The following is a 16,084-nucleotide window of genomic DNA, read 5'->3' as shown; positions in this document are numbered from 1 at the left end:
CCGTTCCCACTCGGCATCTGTCAGATCACCCCGCCCCATGTCCACATCAACGACCCGGACATCGAGTAGTCACGTGATCGGCCGGACAACTCCTAGTCGTTGCTGCTGAAGATCGCCACCAGCCGCAGCATCTCCACGTAGATCCACACCAGGTTCACGGTGAGGCCGAACGCGGCGAGCCAGGACTCGCTGCGCGGGGCGCCGTAGGCGATGCCGTCCTCGATCTGCTTGAAGTCGAGGGTCAGGAAGAACGCGCCGAGCAGGATGGCGATGATGCCGACGATCGCGCCGAGCGGGCCCATGCTGCGCAGACCGCCGTTCTCGGCGACACCGAACGCGATCAGCAGCAGGTTGACCGCCATGACGAGGACGAAGGCGATGCCGATGGCCATGCCGATGCGGGCGTAGCGGGCGGTGACGCGGATCCAGCCGGCCTTGTAGACCAGCAGGGTCGCGGCCGCGACCGCCATGGTGCCGAGCACCGCCTGGAAGGGGGCGCCGCTCCAGCGGCTGTTGTACACCTCGCTGACGACGCCGAGGAAGATGCCCTCGAAGGCGGCGTACCCCAGGATCAGGGCGGGTGACGGAGTGCGCTTGAAGCTCTGCACCAGCCCCAGGACCATCGCGACGATCCCGGCGCCGAAGGCCAGGCCGTAGCTGGTCGCCGAGACCGGCAGCAGCACCCAGGCGAGGACGGCGCCGACGGCGACCGTGCCCAGCGTGAGGGCCGAACGCATGACGACGTCGTCCATCGTCATCCGGCCGGTGGTGGCCGGGGCCTGCGGCGCGGCGCCGTACTGCACGCCCTGCTGGCCGTACGGGTTCTGGGCGTAGGGGTTCTGCGCGTACGGGTTGCCCTGTGCGTACCCGGCCTGCGCTGCGGTGTTGAAGCCGGCGTAGCCGTTGTCGCGGCTGAACCCCCGTCGCGAGAAGACCGGGTTGCTGCTCCTCATTTCACTCCTCCATGGCCACCGTGCGCGGCCTTGGCCTCGAGAGTAATGGATTGGCAAAGGATCGACCGTAATACCTGGGGAGGATCTTTCCCTCGCCGTGCTGCGCAACACGCTAACCGGAAGGCTCATTCCCGGCCATGGGCGGCTCAGTCCAGGGGGAAGCCGGTGTAGGCCTCGGCAAGGTCGGTCTCGGCCGCGTGGGAGGAGGCGATCCGTTCCAGCCGCGCCAGCTGGAGGCGGGCGTCGAAGTCCGTGCCGTCCGGGGCGCGGTGGAGCAGGGCCGTCATGTCGCAGGAGAACCGCTCGGCCTGCCAGACGCGGCGCAGACAGGTCGCGGAGTAGGCGTCGAGGAGGTCGGGGGAGCCGGTCTCCCGCTCGTGGACGAGCGCCCGGACGAAGGTCATGACGTCCCCGACGGCCAGGTTCAGCCCCTTCGCGCCCGTGGGCGGCACGATGTGGGCGGCGTCGCCGGCGAGGAAGAGCCGGCCGTGGCGCATCGGCTCGTGCACGAAGGACCGCATGGGGGTGACGGACTTCTGGGTGACGGGCCCGCGTTCCAGCGTCCAGTCGTCGTCGGTCGCGAAGCGCCGCTCCAGTTCGGCCCAGATCGCGTCGTCGGTCCATTGCTCGGCCTTGGTGTCCTCGGACACTTGGAGGTAGAGGCGGGAGACGGACGGGGAGCGCATGGACAGCAGGGCGAAGCCGCGGTCGTGGCGGGCGTAGACGAGTTCGTCGTGCGAGGGGGCGACGTCGGCGAGGATGCCGAGCCAGGCGTAGGGGTACGACCGTTCGAACACTCGGGAGACGGCGGCCGGGAAGGCCTTTCTGGCCACGCCCCAGAATCCGTCGCAGCCGACGGCGTAGTCGCACTCCAGCACGTCCTCGCGCCCCTGGTGCCGGAAGGGGATCCGCGGCCGGTCGCCCTCCGCGCCCTCGACGGCCAGGGCCTCCGCCTCGAACAGCAGCGGGCCGCCCTCCTCCAGTTGGAGGGCGATGAGGTCCTTGCAGACCTCCGTCTGGGCGTAGACCATCACGGACCGCCCGCCGGTGAGCCCGGGGAAGTCGACACGATGACGGCGCCGGTCGAAGCGCAGTTCGATGCCGTCGTGCCTGAGCCCCTCCCGGTCCATCCGCCGCCCGGCTCCGGCCTCGCGCAGCACGTCCACCGTGCCCTGCTCCAGGATCCCGGCGCGCTGCCGGTGCTCCACGTAGGCGCGCTCGCGGCTCTCCAGGACGACCGAGTCGATGCCGGCGCGGTGCAGCAGGCGCGCGAGAAGCAGTCCGGCCGGGCCGGCTCCGATGATCCCGACGGTGGTACGCATCGGTCGTTCCCTTCCCTCTGACACACAGTCTGTTCGTCTGGTGAAATTTCCTTCACTGATCTCCGAGCGCGAGTCTCCGACCGCGGGCACACCACTGTCAACGGTCGTGCCATCGTGTGAGGGGTGGGTGCGAAGACGGAAAGTGCCCGGAGCCGGACTTGAACCGGCACGCCCGCGAAGGGGCAGCGAGGTTTAAGCTCGCCGTGTCTGCATTCCACCATCCGGGCAGGCCATGGGCTCCGCTTCGAGGTCCCGAGCCTATCGGTGCGCATCCCTCGAACAGCGGAAGGGACAGCCCGATGTTGTCTTATTTTATTGACGTCTGAGGGTGCATCAGCCCACGGAACGAGCCATCCGCACTTGCCAACAGCGTGACGTGGCGTGGGCGCACGCGTACGCGGAATGACGGAATTTCACCTACCGAACGAGGGCGGTCGTCCGGTTCTGGACCAAGCGGGTGTCAGGGTCGCCCGTCCTCCCCAGGTATGACTCGGGCCCGCTCCGTCCGACCGGAGTCGCCCCTCGGAACCGGAACAGCGACTGACTACACGGGCGCCGGCGGCCGAGACGATGGAGCGGTCCCCACGAACCGACGTCGTCCCGACAGGAGCACCTTCCCGTGACCACCACACCCACCGCCGGCCGGACCACGACCGTGGCCGCACGCGCCACGGAGCTGTCGAAGATCTATGGGCAGGGCGAGACCCGGGTGGTCGCCCTGGACCGGGTCTCCGTCGACTTCCGGCAGGCCGAGTTCACCGCGATCATGGGCCCGTCCGGCTCCGGCAAGTCCACGCTGATGCACTGTGTGGCGGGCCTGGACAACTTCTCCTCGGGGTCCGTGCGGATCGGCGAGACCGAGCTGGGCTCCCTGAAGGACAAGCAGCTCACCAAGTTGCGCCGGGACAAGATCGGCTTCATCTTCCAGGCCTTCAACCTGCTGCCGACGCTGACCGCGCTGGAGAACATCACCCTCCCGATGGACATCGCGGGCCGGAAGGCCGACAAGGCGTGGCTGGACCAGGTCATCCAGATGGTCGGCCTCTCCGGGCGGCTCAGCCACCGGCCCTCGCAGCTGTCCGGCGGCCAGCAGCAGCGCGTCGCCGTCGCCCGCGCGCTCGCCTCCAAGCCCGAGATCATCTTCGGTGACGAGCCGACCGGAAACCTCGACTCGCGCTCCGGCGCCGAGGTGCTGGGCTTCCTGCGCAACTCCGTGCGCGAACTGGGCCAGACGGTGGTCATGGTGACCCACGACCCGGTGGCCGCGGCCTACGCGGACCGGGTGGTCTTCCTCGCCGACGGGCGGATCGTCGACGAGATCCACGGCCCCACGGCCGACTCCGTGCTCGACCTGATGAAGCAGTTCGACGCGAAGGGCCGTACCAGCTGATGTTCCGCACCGCCCTGCGCAACGTACTCGCGCACAAGGCCCGGCTCCTGATGACCGTGCTCGCCGTCATGCTCGGCGTGGCGTTCGTGTCCGGGACGCTGGTCTTCACCAACACCGTCTCCGAGGCCTACCAGAAGAGCTCGGCCAAGGGCTTCGACCAGGTCGACGTCGCCGTCACGGCCAAGTACCAGGACTCCACGGGCGACAAGGTCGGCAAGACCCCCGAGCTGACCCAGGCGCTGCTCGACAGGGCCGGGAAGGTCCCGGGCGCCGCCTCCGCCACCGGTGTCGTCACCGGCTTCACCGCGATCGCCGACAAGGACGGCAAGCTGCTCGGCGGCGACTGGCAGTCCGAGGGCGGCAACTACTGGGGCACCAAGGACGCCCGCTACCCGCTGGTCAGCGGCCACGCGCCCAGCGGCAGCAACGAGGTCCTGATCGACTCCAGGACCGCCGAACGCGCCGGCTACAAGGTCGGCGACACCGTGCGCATCTCGGTCAACGGCCCGGTGCTCACGCCGCGCATCAGCGGCATCTTCACCACCGACGACGGCAACGTGGCCGCGGGCGGCAGCCTCGCCCTGTTCGACACCCCGACCGCGCAGGCGCTGTTCGGCAAGAAGGGCGCGTACGACGAGATCGACGTGAAGGCGGCGGCGGGAACCAGCCAGACCGCGCTCAAGGCCGGCCTGGACAAGACGCTGCCGTCGAAGCTGGTGGAGACCACGACGGGCAAGCAGCTCGCCGACGACCAGGCGCAGGAGATCTCCTCCTCGATGAGCGGCCTGAAGCAGGCCCTGCTGGTCTTCGCCGGTATCGCCCTGTTCGTCGGCACGTTCATCATCGCCAACACCTTCACCATGCTGGTCGCCCAGCGCACCCGGGAACTGGCCCTGCTGCGGGCGGTCGGCGCCTCCCGCCGGCAGATCACCCGGTCGGTGCTGATCGAGGCGTTCGCGGTCGGCACGGTCGCCGGCGTGACCGGTCTGGTCGCCGGCATCGGCATCGGCGCGGGGCTGCGGAGCCTGCTGGGCTCCTTCGGCGCGACCGTGCCGGACGGGCCGCTGGTGGTCACACCGGGCACCGTGGTGGCCGCCCTCGCGGTCGGCATCGTCATCACCGTGCTGGCCGCCTGGCTGCCCGGCCGCCGGGCCGCGAAGATCCCGCCGGTGGCGGCGATGAGCAGCGTGCACGCCAAGGCGACCACCAAGTCACTGGTGCTGCGCAACACGCTCGGCGCGCTGTTCTCGGCGGCGGGTGTCGCGGTGGTCCTCGCGGCCACCACGATGGACGCCGACGCCGCCGAGGGCCCGATGGGTGTCGGCGCGGTCCTGCTCATCATCGGCGTGTTCATCCTGACCCCGCTGCTGTCCCGCCCGCTGATCGCGGCCGCCGCCCCGGTGCTGCGCGTGTTCGGTGTCTCGGGCAAGCTGGCCCGCCAGAACTCGGTGCGCAACCCGCGCCGTACGGCGGCCACGGCGTCCGCGCTGATGATCGGCCTGACCCTGATCACCGGGATGACGGTGATGGCGGGCAGCCTGCAGACCTCCATCGACAAGATGGCCAGCTCGGCGATCCGGGCCGACTACGTCGTCTCGATGGCCAACCGCGGCCCGCTCTCCCCCGACGTGGCGAAGAAGATCGCCGCCGACTCCGACGTCACCGCCAGCAGCCCGCTGCGCAACGCCGCGTCCCGCGTCGACGGCCGGACCGAGTTCCTGACCGGCGTCAACGGCTCGGCCATCGGCGAGCTGACGGACCTCAAGGTGGCCGACGGCGCCTTCAAGGTCGGAGGCACGCAGGTGGTCGTGGACCAGGACCGGGCCAAGGACTACGGCTGGAAGGCCGGTTCGCGGTTCACGGTGCACTACGAGGACGGCAAGGCGCAGAAGCTGACCGTCGCCGGGGTCTACGAGGGCAACGAGATGCTCAACGGGATCATGATCGACAACAGTGTCCTCACCCCGCACCTGAGCGACGCCTCGGACATGCAGGTCATGGTCAAGACCGCGGGCGGCGCCTCCGGTTCGGTCAAGGACCGGCTGGAGAAGGCGCTCGGATCCAACCCGGCGATCAAGGTCCAGGACAAGCAGGACATCTCCAACGACATCGCGAAGATGTTCACGACGATGCTGAACATGCTCTACGGCCTGCTCGGCATGGCGGTGATCGTCGCGGTCCTCGGTGTCATCAACACCCTGGCCATGTCGGTCTTCGAGCGCTCCCAGGAGATCGGCATGCTCCGCGCGATCGGCCTGGACCGGACCGCCGTCAAGCGGATGGTCCGCCTGGAGTCCCTGGTGATCTCCCTGTTCGGCGGTGTGCTGGGCATCGGTCTGGGCGTGTTCTTCGGCTGGGCGGCCGGTGAGCTGCTCGGCACGAAGATGCCGACGTACGAACTGGTCCTGCCCTGGGACCGGATGACGGTCTTCCTGCTGCTGGCGGCGGTGGTCGGCATCCTGGCCGCGCTGTGGCCTGCCCGGCGCGCGGCCCGGCTGAACATGCTGACGGCGATCAAGGCCGAGTAGCGGCACGACGGACCGAGGGCCACGCTCCATCACGGAGCGGGGCCCTGGGGGCCTGCCTGACGATTCCCGCCTGCCGCGCTCCGGGCGGACGACGGGAATCGTCAGGCAGGCCCTTGCCGTGTCAGGAGTTCCAGGTGCGGGTGCGCAGCGGCAGGCCGGACCCGCCGGACTCCGGGGTGCGGACCGCCAGGACCTGGTTGACGCCGATGCGGTTGCGTTCGAAGGCGAGCGCGCAGGCGGCCATGTACAGGAGCCAGACGCGGGCGCGGCCGGAGCCGGTGAGGCGGGCCGCGCGGTCCCAGTCGGCCTCCAGGTTGGCGACCCACCGGCGCAGGGTGCGGGCGTAGTGCTCGCGGATCGACTCCACGTCCCGGACCTCGAAGCCGGCGCGCTCCAGCTGGGTGACGGTGGTGCCGATCGGGGCGAGTTCGCCGTCCGGGAAGACGTAGGCGTCGATGAACCGGTCGGTCTCGTACGCCGATTCGTCGTGCTGCGGGCGGCGGGCGATCTGGTGGTTGAGCAGCCGTCCGCCGGGCTTCAGCAGGGCGTACAGACTGTTCGCGTACTCCAGGTAGCGTTCGGCGCCGACGTGTTCGGCCATGCCGATGGAGGAGATGGCGTCGTAGGGGCCGTCCACGACGTCCCGGTAGTCCTGGACCCTGATCTCCACCCGGTCGGTCAGGCCCTCGTCCGCGACGCGCTTACGGGCGTACGCGGCCTGCTCCTGCGACAGCGTGACCCCGACGACGCTCACGCCGTGCTCGCGGGCAGCGTGGATGGCCATCGAGCCCCATCCGCAGCCGACGTCCAGCAGCCGCAGACCCTCCTTCAGACCGAGCTTGGCGCAGACGAGTTCGAGCTTGTCGCGCTGGGCGGACTCCAGGGTGCCGTCTTCCTCCCAGTAGGCACACGAGTAGATCATCGACGGCCCGAGGACGATCTCGTAGAAGTCGTTGCCGACGTCGTAGTGGTGGCTGATGGCCTGCTTGTCGCTGCGCCGTGTGTGCAGATGACGGCGCCGGCGGACCTCCTCGCGCGGCGGGGCGGGCGGGATCGGCGGTCCGGCGAGCTTCAGCAGCTCGCGCGCGGCGGCCCGTACCTCGGGGTCGCGCAGCGCCTGGGCGAGGCCGCGGGAGTCCTCCCCGCGCTCCCACACCAGCCCGGCCATGGCGTCGAGGGCGGTGTACAGGTCGCCCTCGACGTCCAGGTCTCCGGCGACCCAGGCGCGGGCGAGGCCCAGCTCGCCCGGTTTGAACAACATGCGGCGCAGGGCGCGGCGGTTGCGCACGACGAGTGTCGGCGCGTCCGGCGGCCCCGCCTGCGACCCGTCCCAGGCTCGTAGCCGCACCGGGAGCGGCACTCCCGTCATCTGCTCGGCAAGACTCCTCAGCCGCGACGCGGCTTCGGCCATGGCGCACCTCCGGTGAAAGGAATCGGCTGCCCGCTGGATCGTCTCCGTCCGGCTGGCAGGGAAACGACCCGGCACGCCGACGTCATTCCCCGCCGGGCGCTCCTGCCGACACGATGGCCGAACCGTCACACTCCCGCGTTAGCGCCGGGGACCCTGTTCGGTCAAGTCCCGAGATCCAGGGCCATGACCCGCTCGGACCGGAAGGCCCTAATGGAGGCAGAACACCCTGTTCGTCCCCTCTTCACCACTTTTGGATGTGAACTCCCATGACCCGTCTCGCCAGGTTCCAGCGCCTTGCCCTGCTCGCCGCTTCGACCACCGTCATCACCGGCGGCGTGCTGCTGCCCACCAGTGCCTTCGCCGCTCCGGCGACGCCCCCGGCCACCACGGCGACCGTCGCCGACGCCGCCACGCGGTGGACGCAGACCACCGACGAGTCGAGCGGCGTCACGGCCGAGCTTCCCGGGGACGCCCAGATGCAGAAATACACCGTGAACGGCATCAAGGGCCGCGCCTACCAGGTGGCGACCGACTACGGATCCATCGGCTTCATGGTCTACGACGCGCCGCGCGGCGGTGGCCAGTGGGACCTGAAGGGCAGTCTCAAGAACGCGCTCGACAACTACAACAAGGACTCCCGGTCCACCGACGACGTGCTCACCAGTCACGACGTCCGGGAAAGCGCCACGGACGGCGGCCAGCCCGTGGTCGACGCGGCCCTCTCCGCCGGTGACGGCACGGTCGGCCACACCCGCTTCGTCGACCTCGGCGACCACATGGTCCAGATCCTGGTCATGGGCACCAAGGACACGCAGAAGACCATGGACGCGGACTACCGGCAGTTCCTCAACCGCCTCCAGCTGCCGAGCGGCGCCACCAGCCGGTCCCTGTGACCCGGCCGACCGCTACAGGCGGCTCAGCATGAGCGTGAGGGCGTGCACCGCCTCCTCACGGTTGCGCCCCTGGCCGCCCGAGCGGGCGACGGTCGCCTGCATCAGGACCTGTCCTTTGCGGCCGGTGAGCTGCGTGTAGTACTCGTCCAGCTTCAGGCCCGTCGCGTCGACGACCTGGTGGCCCTCCTCGCCCGCCACCTCGTCGAAGCCCTTCAGCCCCGGAACGTCGACCGCGCGCACGTCCTCCCACTTCTGCTTGGTCGCGGAGTCGTACTCCGTCCGGCATCGCCGCGGGTCCGTGCGGAACCGGGCGATGCCCGCCGCGGCGGAGCCGGTGTCCCGGTGAACGATGACCGTCGACGTGTTGACCACCCTCCGGTCCGCGCTCTGGGCATCGCGCTCCAGGGCGGCCAGCATGTTCACCGGTGTCTGCACCACGAGGTAGCAGCTGCCGTCGGCGAACGACTCGGTGACGTCGTCGGTCTCGTAGGGAGTGCTGCGCACGTAGCCGGAGCCCCAGTCCGCGGGCTTCAGGGCCACGCGCTTCGCGAGCTCCCGGGCCTGTGCGGCGCTCTCGACGCGTTCGTGTCCCTGCTCGCGGCCGCCGAGCAGGATCACGAGCCCCACCACGATCGCCACCACGGCGGCGGCAGCACCGATGAGCGCGGGCGGCCTGAGCCACCAGGGGCGCCGAGGAGGCGGCTGACCGGAACCGGGGACCCCGACCAGGGGGCCGGGTGGCGGGCCGAGCGGCGGTTGCGAGCTCACGTGGCTCCTGTACCACCCGCGCTCGGGTCGCCGGGGCGCCGCGTGCAGAGATCACCCCACTGACGGCCCGATCGGCTCCCCCGGACGGTCCGGCGCACACGACGAAGGGGCCGCCCGCACCACGGATGGCGGGCGGCCCCTTCGGGCTGTCGGGTGACCGGAGGTCAGGAGGCCTTGGCCTTCTCCTCGGTCTTGGCGGCGGCGACCGGCGCCGGCTTGGCAGCCTCGTAGAACTCCTCGCGCGGGTTCTCCATGGCGCCGAGGGAGACGACCTCGCGCTTGAGGAACACGGCGAGGGTCCAGTCGGCGAAGACGCGGATCTTGCGGTTGAAGGTCGGCATCGCCATGCCGTGGTAGCCACGGTGCATGTACCAGGCGAGGCGGCCCTTGAGCTTGATCTTCACCTTGCCCATGACGATCATCGCCACGCCCTTGTGCAGGCCGAGACCGGCCACCGCACCCTTGTTGGCGTGCTCGTACTCCTTCTGCGGGAAGCCCCGCATACCGGAGATCACGTTGTCGCCGAGGACCCTGGCCTGGCGCAGCGCGTGCTGGGCGTTCGGCGGGCACCAGGCGTTCTCGTTGCCCGCCTTGCGGCCGACGAGGTCCGGGACCTGTGCGTTGTCACCGGCGGCCCAGATGTAGTCCGTGCCCTTGACCTGGAGGGTCGGCTCGCAGTCGACGTGACCGCGGGGGCCGAGGGGCAGGCCGAAGCGGGCGAGGGCCGGGTTCGGCTTGACGCCGGCGGTCCAGACGATGGTGTTGGAGTCGACCTCGAGGCCGTTCTTCAGCACCACGTGGCCGTCGACGCAGGAGTCCATGGAGGTGGAGAGGTAGATCTCCACGCCCCGGCTCTCCAGGTGCTCCTTGCCGTACTGGCCGAGCTTGGGGCCGACCTCGGGAAGGATCTTGTCCGCGGCGTCGACGAGGACGAAGCGCATGTCCTCGCGGGAGACGTTCTTGTAGTACTTGGCCGCGTCCCGGGCCATGTCCTCGACCTCGCCGATGGTCTCCGCACCCGCGAAGCCACCGCCGATGAAGACGAAGGTGAGCGCCTTGCGGCGGATCTCCTCGTCGGTCGTGGAGTCGGCCTTGTCCAGCTGCTCGAGGACGTGGTTGCGCAGGCCGATGGACTCCTCGATGCCCTTCATGCCGATGCCCTGCTCGGCGAGGCCGGGGATCGGGAAGGTGCGGGAGACCGCGCCCATCGCGATGACGAGGTAGTCGAAAGGCAGCTCGTACGCCTCGCCCACCAGCGGGGCGATCGTGGCGACCTTGCGGTCCTGGTCGATGGTGGTGACCCGGCCGGTGAGGACCTCCGCCTTCGGCAGCACGCGTCGCAGCGGGACGACGACGTGCCGAGGGGAGATGTTGCCGGCGGCGGCTTCGGGGAGGAAGGGCTGGTAGGTCATGTACGACCGGGGGTCGACGACCGTGACGGTCGCCTCGCCGTAGCGCATCTTCTTGAGGATGCGCCGAGCTGCGTACAGGCCTACGTACCCACCGCCTACTACGAGGATCCTGGGACGCTCCGTGGTGCTCATGCCATCGAGTATCCACCCGGCCCAGGAGGGGTGCTCGTGCGCCCCTTCACAAGCTCCGACAGGCCCTGTGCTAAACTCCGCGGCCCGCGTGACGCAGGTCATGGCGCCGAGGGGGAACCCCTGGGCGGTCTGACCCGTTGTCAAGGCCGCGTGAGCTGCCTCTCTGGGCATCCGGGGTGATTGTGAGCGCCTCGCAACACCACCGGAGCACCCCCTTCCGAGCCCCTTCTGCACTCACCGTCTGAACATGTTCAAACGGCCTGGCAGCCCCCGGAAGGGCCAACCGGCCCCTTTTCACGGTTCCATGAGGCGGAATTCCTTGTGAAGAACTTCACGAAGTTTTCCGGCCGGCCGTCACCGAGGGCCCCCTGGGGGCCCCTCGGTCCCGCTCAGACGTTATCCGACCTGCTCAGCCGATGGCTACTACCCAGTAACAAAAGAGAGCTAAGCCACCGACCACGCGATGCCGTCGAGGATGTCGTGCTCGCTGACGACGGCCTCCTCGGCCCCGATCCGCTCCATGATCGCGAGCAGCACGAGGGCTCCGGCGCCGATGACGTCGACCCGGCCCGGGTGCATGGACGCGATCGCCGCGCGCTCGGCGTGCGTGGAGCGCAGCAGCCACTCGGTGATCTCGCGGACGCGGTCGCGGGAGACGCGGGAGTGGTGGATGCGCGCGGAGTCGTACTCGGGCAGGTCCTGGGCGATCGCGGACACGGTGGTGACCGAGCCGGCCAGGCCGACCAGGGTGTGCGTCTCGCGCAGCGGGACCGTCTCCTCGGCCAGGTCCAGCGCGGCCTCGATGTCGGCCCGCATCGCGGCGATCTGCTCCGCGGTGGGCGGGTCGCTCACCTTGCCGTCGTGCACCAGGTGCCGTTCGGTCATCCGCACGCAGCCGACGTTCACGGACCGCGCGGCCCGTACGTGGTCGTCGCCCACGACGAACTCGGTGGAGCCGCCGCCGATGTCCACCACCAGGTAGGGCTTGGTGAGGTCCTCGCGGCCCTTCAGTTCCTTCGTGGCACCCGTGAAGGAGAACTCGGCCTCCTGGTCACCGCTGATGACCTCGGGCTCGACACCGAGGATGTCCACGACACCGCGCACGAAGTCGTCCCGGTTCTCGGCGTCCCGGGAGGCGGAGGTGGCGACGAACCGCACCTTGGCGGCGCCGAGTTCGCGGATGACGTCCGCGTACTCACGGCAGGCCGCGAAGGTCCGCTCCAGCGCCTCGGGCGCCAGCCGGCCGGTGCGGTCCACGTCCTGGCCGAGCCGCACGATCGTCATGCGCCGGTCCAGCTCCAGCAGCTCGCCGGTGGCCGGATTGACGTCGGCGACGAGCAGCCGGATGGAGTTCGTACCGCAGTCGACGGCGGCGACGCGGGTGAACCTCTCGGCGACCAGAGGCCGGTGGGCGAAGGAGCCGCGGCGGTCCTCGGTGAGGTCGAGGACCACGCCGTCCACGCCCGGGTGCTCGTCCGCGGGATCGGGCGCCTTGAGCGGCTGCACGCACGGCCCCTTGCGCCACCACTCCGGCAGCATGGCGATCGCCTCGTCGCCGAGCGGGTTCACGCCCGGGCCGGCAGCCAGCGAGTGGGCCACGAGGACGTGCAGGCACTTCACCCGGTCCGGCATGCCGCCCGCGCTCGGGAAGCCCTCCAGGACCTCGATCTCGTCCCGGCGCCGGATGTAGTCCTCGTGCGCGGCCCGGTACGCGGCGGCCAGCTCGGGGTCGTTCTGCAGCCGCTCCGTCATCTCCTTCATGACGCCGTCCGCCTCCAGCGTGCCGATCGCCGAGGCGGCGCGCGGGCACGTCAGGTAGTACGTCGTCGGGAAGGGAGTGCCGTCCGGCAGCCGCGGAGCGGTCTCCACGACGTCCGGCTGTCCGCACGGGCACCGGTGCGCGATCGCCCTCAGCCCGCGCGGCGGACGCCCGAGCTGCTGCTTGAAGGCCTCGACGTCCGCGTCGGTCGGCTCGGTACGCGGAGTGGGCGGCGGAGGCGTTTCCATGACTGTCTTCAGCTGTCTTTCTGTCGGTTCACTGGTCGGAGGCGTCGGACTTGTCGACCCCGTCCCAGACGTTCGCGTACCAGGGCCGGTGGGCGGCCCTGAGGTCGGCGCGGGACTGCTTGGCCGCGCCCGGGTCGATCACGACGTATCCGGTCTCCCCGGGCATCACATAGTGCAGCCGGCGCCGGATCTGCTGCTCGGCATAGGCGTCGTCCTGCCAGCGCGCCTTGAGGTCGCGCAGCTGTTCCACGCGCTTGCGGGCCTGCTCCTGCTGCCGCTGCTGGTCGGCGATCTCGGCGCGCTGGGAGACGTACTGCCGCATCGGATAGGCGAGCGCGACGATCAGCGAGCAGAGCACGAGCGCCAGCAGTGCGGCGCGGCCGGTGAGGCGGGAGCGGCGGGCCTGCCGCTTGGTCTGGGAACGGTAGACGCGGGCCGCCGTCTGCTCGCCCAGCAGCTTGAGCCTGGTCGCGGTGGAGAACCGGTCCCGGTCCTTCACGGCCATGTCCCCGCCTCCCCTTCACACGTGCGTACGTCCCCGCACACGGTACGGGACCGGGTACGGGGACGTACGTACGACTGGCTAAGGCTTAGCCCGAGATGGGTCAGCCCTTGGAGATCTCCAGGCCGCCCTTGCTGTGCCTACTGGTTCGCAGTGCGAAACCGCGGGAACGCGCTGCGGCCGGCGTACACCGCGGCGTCGTCGAGGATCTCCTCGATGCGCAGCAGCTGGTTGTACTTGGCGACGCGCTCGGAGCGGGCCGGGGCGCCGGTCTTGATCTGGCCGCAGTTGGTGGCGACGGCCAGGTCGGCGATGGTGACGTCCTCGGTCTCGCCGGAGCGGTGGGACATCATGCACTTGAAGCCGTTGCGCTGGGCCAGCTCGACGGCGTCCAGGGTCTCGGTCAGCGAACCGATCTGGTTCACCTTCACGAGCAGGGCGTTGGCGGTGCCCTCCTCGATGCCGCGGGCCAGGCGCTCCGGGTTGGTGACGAACAGGTCGTCGCCGACCAGCTGGACCTTGTCGCCGAGCTTGTCGGTGATGACCTTCCAGCCGGCCCAGTCGTCCTCGAACAGCGGGTCCTCGATGGAGACGAGCGGGTAGGCCGCCACGAGCTCCTCGTAGTACTCCGTCATCTCGGCGGCCGAGCGGGACTTGCCCTCGAACTCGTACTTGCCGTCCTTGTAGAACTCGGACGCGGCGACGTCGAGCGCGAGCGCGATCTGCTCGCCGGGGATGTAGCCGGCCTGCTTGACGGCCTCCAGGATGAGGTCGAGCGCCTCACGGTTGGAGCCGAGGTTCGGGGCGAAGCCGCCCTCGTCGCCGAGGCCGGTGGACAGGCCCTTGCTCTTCAGGACCTTCTTCAGCGTGTGGTAGACCTCGGTGCCCCAGCGCAGGGCCTCGGAGAAGGACTCCGCGCCGATCGGGGCGATCATGAACTCCTGGATGTCCACGTTGGAGTCGGCGTGCGAGCCGCCGTTCAGGATGTTCATCATCGGCACCGGCAGCAGGTGCGCGTTCGGGCCGCCCAGGTAGCGGAAGAGCGGGAGGTCGCTGGCCTCGGAGGCGGCGTGGGCGACGGCGAGGGAGACGCCGAGGATGGCGTTGGCGCCGAGGGAGCCCTTGTTGTCGGTGGCGTCCAGGTCGAACATGGCCTGGTCGATCAGGCGCTGCTCGGTGGCGTCGTAGCCGACCAGCTCCGGGCCGATCTGCTCGATGACGGCGAGGACGGCCTTCTCGACACCCTTGCCCTGGTAGCGGTTCGGGTCACCGTCGCGCAGCTCGATGGCCTCGAAGGCGCCGGTGGAGGCGCCGGACGGGACGGCGGCACGACCCGTGCTGCCGTCGTCGAGGCCGACCTCGACCTCGACCGTGGGGTTGCCTCGGGAGTCCAGGATTTCCCGGGCTACGACGACGTCGATGGACGGCACGAGCATCTCCTTCGTGGATGTGACGCTGGTTGTGCGGGGCTTGTGTGCCTTGCGCCTAGAGCCTAACCGTCCCGGGGGCGTCGGCCACCGACCGACCGACCCGTGGACAGCGAGGGACAGGGAGACCGTACCTATTGTTCACGCTCGGAACAAAGGGGCTGGTGGATGAGGCCGGTCGAAGAGTGGGGAACAGGCGGGGAGACAGAGGGGAAACGGGGCGGAGAGCAAGGTGGCGACACAAACAACCCCGCCCCGGCGCGTACGGGGGAACACGCGCCGGGGCGGGGAGCCCGTGGGGGACGGGGGGGGGAAGACCCTCACGAGGCCCTCAGTGTGGGGGCAGGCCTTGTGAGAGCGCTGTGGTTCCGATGGGAGCCAGGTGTCACTTCAGGTGCAGCTGCTGGCCCGGGTAGATGAGGTTCGCGTCCTCGACGATGTCCTTGTTCAGCTCGAACAGCTTCTTCCAGCCGCCCTTGACCTTGTGCTTCTCGGCGATCGTGCTGAGGGTGTCACCCTTGACGACCTTGTACTCGCCGTCACCCTTCTTGACCTTCTTGCCGGTCGGGGTGGTGACGGTCTTGCTCGCGGCCGGGCGCTCGGCGGAGCGGGAGGCGGCCTGCTGCTCGGCGGCGCGGGTGGTGGTCATGGCGGTCTTCGAGGAGCCGCTGCTCGACGGGGCCGCCGCGGTGCCGCTGTACGGGGTGCTCGACAGGCCCGTGCCGCAGACCGGCCAGGCGCCCTTGCCCTGGGAGGCGAGGACCTTCTCGGCGACGGTGATCTGCTGCTGCTTGGTGGCCAGGTCGGCGCGGGCGGCGTAGGCCGTGCCGCCGTAGGCGGCCCAGGTGGAGGCGGAGAACTGCAGGCCGCCGTAGTAGCCGTTGCCCGTGTTGATCGACCAGTTGCCGCCGGACTCGCACCGGGCGACCGCGTCCCACTCGGAGGCGGTGGCGGCGGAGGCGTTGCCGGCCGCCATCAGCGGGGCGGCGATGGCGGCGCCGGTGACACCGGCGAGCGCGATGACACGGGTGGCCTTGAACGGACGACGGTGCTTGCCCTTGCCGGAGAACAGCATGGATCGATCCCCTCACCGACGCCTGCGAGGTGAGCTGTCGGGTTCGGGCCGGTTGAGTTGCCCGGCCGCGGCCCTTACGGGACGCGGCTTCACCCCAAGCCGGTGCCGGCATCAACTGCCGGTCCCGGCGCTTACCTTGGGTCCCCCGCTCCTGCCTACGGCGCATGACGCGACGACTGTTCCCGGGCGGCCGCTGGCAGGACTCGGCGTTGCGGATGCCGGGGCTCGTGGTGACGAGCGGCCTTGACCGTAGACAGGCGATCG

The 16,084-nt window shown here is 69.9% G+C and carries 12 protein-coding genes, 1 tRNA gene, 1 pseudogene and 1 riboswitch; of the genes and pseudogenes, 3 read left to right on the top strand and 11 right to left on the bottom strand.

Annotated features, from left to right (window positions below; translation table 11 throughout):
* Positions 1-92: 92 nt before the first annotated feature.
* The 3 genes from ACWC5O_RS28880 to ACWC5O_RS28870 all read right to left on the bottom strand — a co-directional run bounded on the left by ACWC5O_RS28880 (position 93) and on the right by ACWC5O_RS28870 (position 2,502).
* Positions 93-953 (bottom strand): Bax inhibitor-1/YccA family protein, encoded by an 861-nt coding sequence (locus ACWC5O_RS28880; protein ID WP_450590087.1) that lies wholly within the window; start codon positions 951-953, stop codon positions 93-95.
* A 146-nt stretch (positions 954-1,099) separates the two neighbouring features.
* A complete protein-coding gene (locus tag ACWC5O_RS28875) occupies positions 1,100-2,275 on the bottom strand; it encodes a 4-hydroxybenzoate 3-monooxygenase (protein WP_450590086.1) in 1,176 nt (391 codons plus the stop codon).
* 143 nt (positions 2,276-2,418) lie between these two features.
* Positions 2,419-2,502: transfer RNA gene (locus tag ACWC5O_RS28870), tRNA-Leu, on the bottom strand.
* Positions 2,503-2,894: 392 nt separating this feature from the next.
* On the opposite strand from ACWC5O_RS28870, the gene ACWC5O_RS28865 reads away from it, so the two are divergent.
* Both ACWC5O_RS28865 and ACWC5O_RS28860 read left to right on the top strand, forming a co-directional pair.
* The gene (locus ACWC5O_RS28865) at positions 2,895-3,665 is read left to right on the top strand and encodes an ABC transporter ATP-binding protein (RefSeq protein ID WP_450590085.1); all 771 of its coding nucleotides are present in this window, start codon (positions 2,895-2,897) and stop codon (positions 3,663-3,665) included.
* The gene (locus tag ACWC5O_RS28860; protein ID WP_450590084.1) at positions 3,665-6,193 is read left to right on the top strand and encodes an ABC transporter permease; all 2,529 of its coding nucleotides are present in this window, start codon (positions 3,665-3,667) and stop codon (positions 6,191-6,193) included. The genes ACWC5O_RS28865 and ACWC5O_RS28860 overlap by 1 nt, the downstream gene beginning before the upstream one ends.
* 121 nt (positions 6,194-6,314) lie before the next feature.
* Here ACWC5O_RS28860 and ACWC5O_RS28855 read toward each other — a convergent pair whose 3' ends face one another.
* On the bottom strand, positions 6,315-7,604 hold the full coding sequence (locus ACWC5O_RS28855; protein WP_450590083.1) for a class I SAM-dependent methyltransferase: 1,290 nt from the start codon (positions 7,602-7,604) through the stop codon (positions 6,315-6,317).
* Positions 7,605-7,870: 266 nt separating this feature from the next.
* Here ACWC5O_RS28855 and ACWC5O_RS28850 point away from each other — a divergent pair, with 266 nt between their 5' ends.
* Entirely contained in the window at positions 7,871-8,497 is a 627-nt protein-coding gene (locus tag ACWC5O_RS28850) for a hypothetical protein (protein ID WP_450590082.1), read from the top strand.
* A 12-nt stretch (positions 8,498-8,509) separates the two neighbouring features.
* Here the strand turns inward: ACWC5O_RS28850 and ACWC5O_RS28845 are convergent, their stop codons facing one another.
* The 7 genes and pseudogenes from ACWC5O_RS28845 to ACWC5O_RS28815 form a co-directional block, all read right to left on the bottom strand.
* Positions 8,510-9,265 carry a hypothetical protein gene (locus ACWC5O_RS28845; RefSeq protein ID WP_450590081.1) on the bottom strand — a complete coding sequence of 252 codons (756 nt, stop codon included), beginning with the start codon at positions 9,263-9,265 and terminating at the stop codon, positions 8,510-8,512.
* 164 nt (positions 9,266-9,429) lie between these two features.
* The gene (locus ACWC5O_RS28840; protein WP_450590080.1) at positions 9,430-10,809 is read right to left on the bottom strand and encodes an NAD(P)/FAD-dependent oxidoreductase; all 1,380 of its coding nucleotides are present in this window, start codon (positions 10,807-10,809) and stop codon (positions 9,430-9,432) included.
* 444 nt (positions 10,810-11,253) lie between these two features.
* On the bottom strand, positions 11,254-12,210 hold the full coding sequence (locus tag ACWC5O_RS28835) for a Ppx/GppA phosphatase family protein (RefSeq protein ID WP_450590093.1): 957 nt from the start codon (positions 12,208-12,210) through the stop codon (positions 11,254-11,256).
* A gap of 204 nt (positions 12,211-12,414) precedes the next feature.
* Positions 12,415-12,816 (bottom strand): annotated as a pseudogene (locus ACWC5O_RS28830) (DUF501 domain-containing protein); the annotation flags it as partial.
* 28 nt (positions 12,817-12,844) lie between these two features.
* Positions 12,845-13,321 (bottom strand): FtsB family cell division protein, encoded by a 477-nt coding sequence (locus tag ACWC5O_RS28825; RefSeq protein ID WP_393471555.1) that lies wholly within the window; start codon positions 13,319-13,321, stop codon positions 12,845-12,847.
* Between the two features lie 137 nt (positions 13,322-13,458).
* Positions 13,459-14,754, bottom strand: coding sequence for a phosphopyruvate hydratase (gene eno, locus ACWC5O_RS28820; protein WP_450590079.1), 1,296 nt, complete (start codon positions 14,752-14,754; stop codon positions 13,459-13,461).
* 376 nt (positions 14,755-15,130) lie between these two features.
* A complete protein-coding gene (locus ACWC5O_RS28815; RefSeq protein WP_450590078.1) occupies positions 15,131-15,820 on the bottom strand; it encodes a transglycosylase family protein in 690 nt (229 codons plus the stop codon).
* A gap of 4 nt (positions 15,821-15,824) precedes the next feature.
* A riboswitch (cyclic di-AMP (ydaO/yuaA leader) is annotated at positions 15,825-15,993 on the bottom strand.
* Positions 15,994-16,084: the final 91 nt, after the last annotated feature.

The organism is Streptomyces sp. NPDC001450, assembly GCF_053597295.1.
The sequence above is the reverse complement of the archived record's forward strand: the minus strand, read 5'-3'. Positions and strand labels throughout refer to the sequence as shown.

What these genes read in the sequence shown, in the direction of transcription:
- ACWC5O_RS28880 (WP_450590087.1), bottom strand. Translation starts at nt 953, where the DNA reads ATGAGGAGCAGCAACCCGGTCTTCTCGCGACGGGGGTTCAGCCGCGAC.
- ACWC5O_RS28875 (WP_450590086.1), bottom strand. Translation starts at nt 2,275, where the DNA reads ATGCGTACCACCGTCGGGATCATCGGAGCCGGCCCGGCCGGACTGCTT.
- ACWC5O_RS28860 (WP_450590084.1), top strand. Translation starts at nt 3,665, where the DNA reads ATGTTCCGCACCGCCCTGCGCAACGTACTCGCGCACAAGGCCCGGCTC.
- ACWC5O_RS28855 (WP_450590083.1), bottom strand. Translation starts at nt 7,604, where the DNA reads ATGGCCGAAGCCGCGTCGCGGCTGAGGAGTCTTGCCGAGCAGATGACG.
- ACWC5O_RS28850 (WP_450590082.1), top strand. Translation starts at nt 7,871, where the DNA reads ATGACCCGTCTCGCCAGGTTCCAGCGCCTTGCCCTGCTCGCCGCTTCG.
- ACWC5O_RS28840 (WP_450590080.1), bottom strand. Translation starts at nt 10,809, where the DNA reads ATGAGCACCACGGAGCGTCCCAGGATCCTCGTAGTAGGCGGTGGGTAC.
- ACWC5O_RS28825 (WP_393471555.1), bottom strand. Translation starts at nt 13,321, where the DNA reads ATGGCCGTGAAGGACCGGGACCGGTTCTCCACCGCGACCAGGCTCAAG.
- eno (WP_450590079.1), bottom strand. Translation starts at nt 14,754, where the DNA reads ATGCTCGTGCCGTCCATCGACGTCGTCGTAGCCCGGGAAATCCTGGAC.
- ACWC5O_RS28815 (WP_450590078.1), bottom strand. Translation starts at nt 15,820, where the DNA reads ATGCTGTTCTCCGGCAAGGGCAAGCACCGTCGTCCGTTCAAGGCCACC.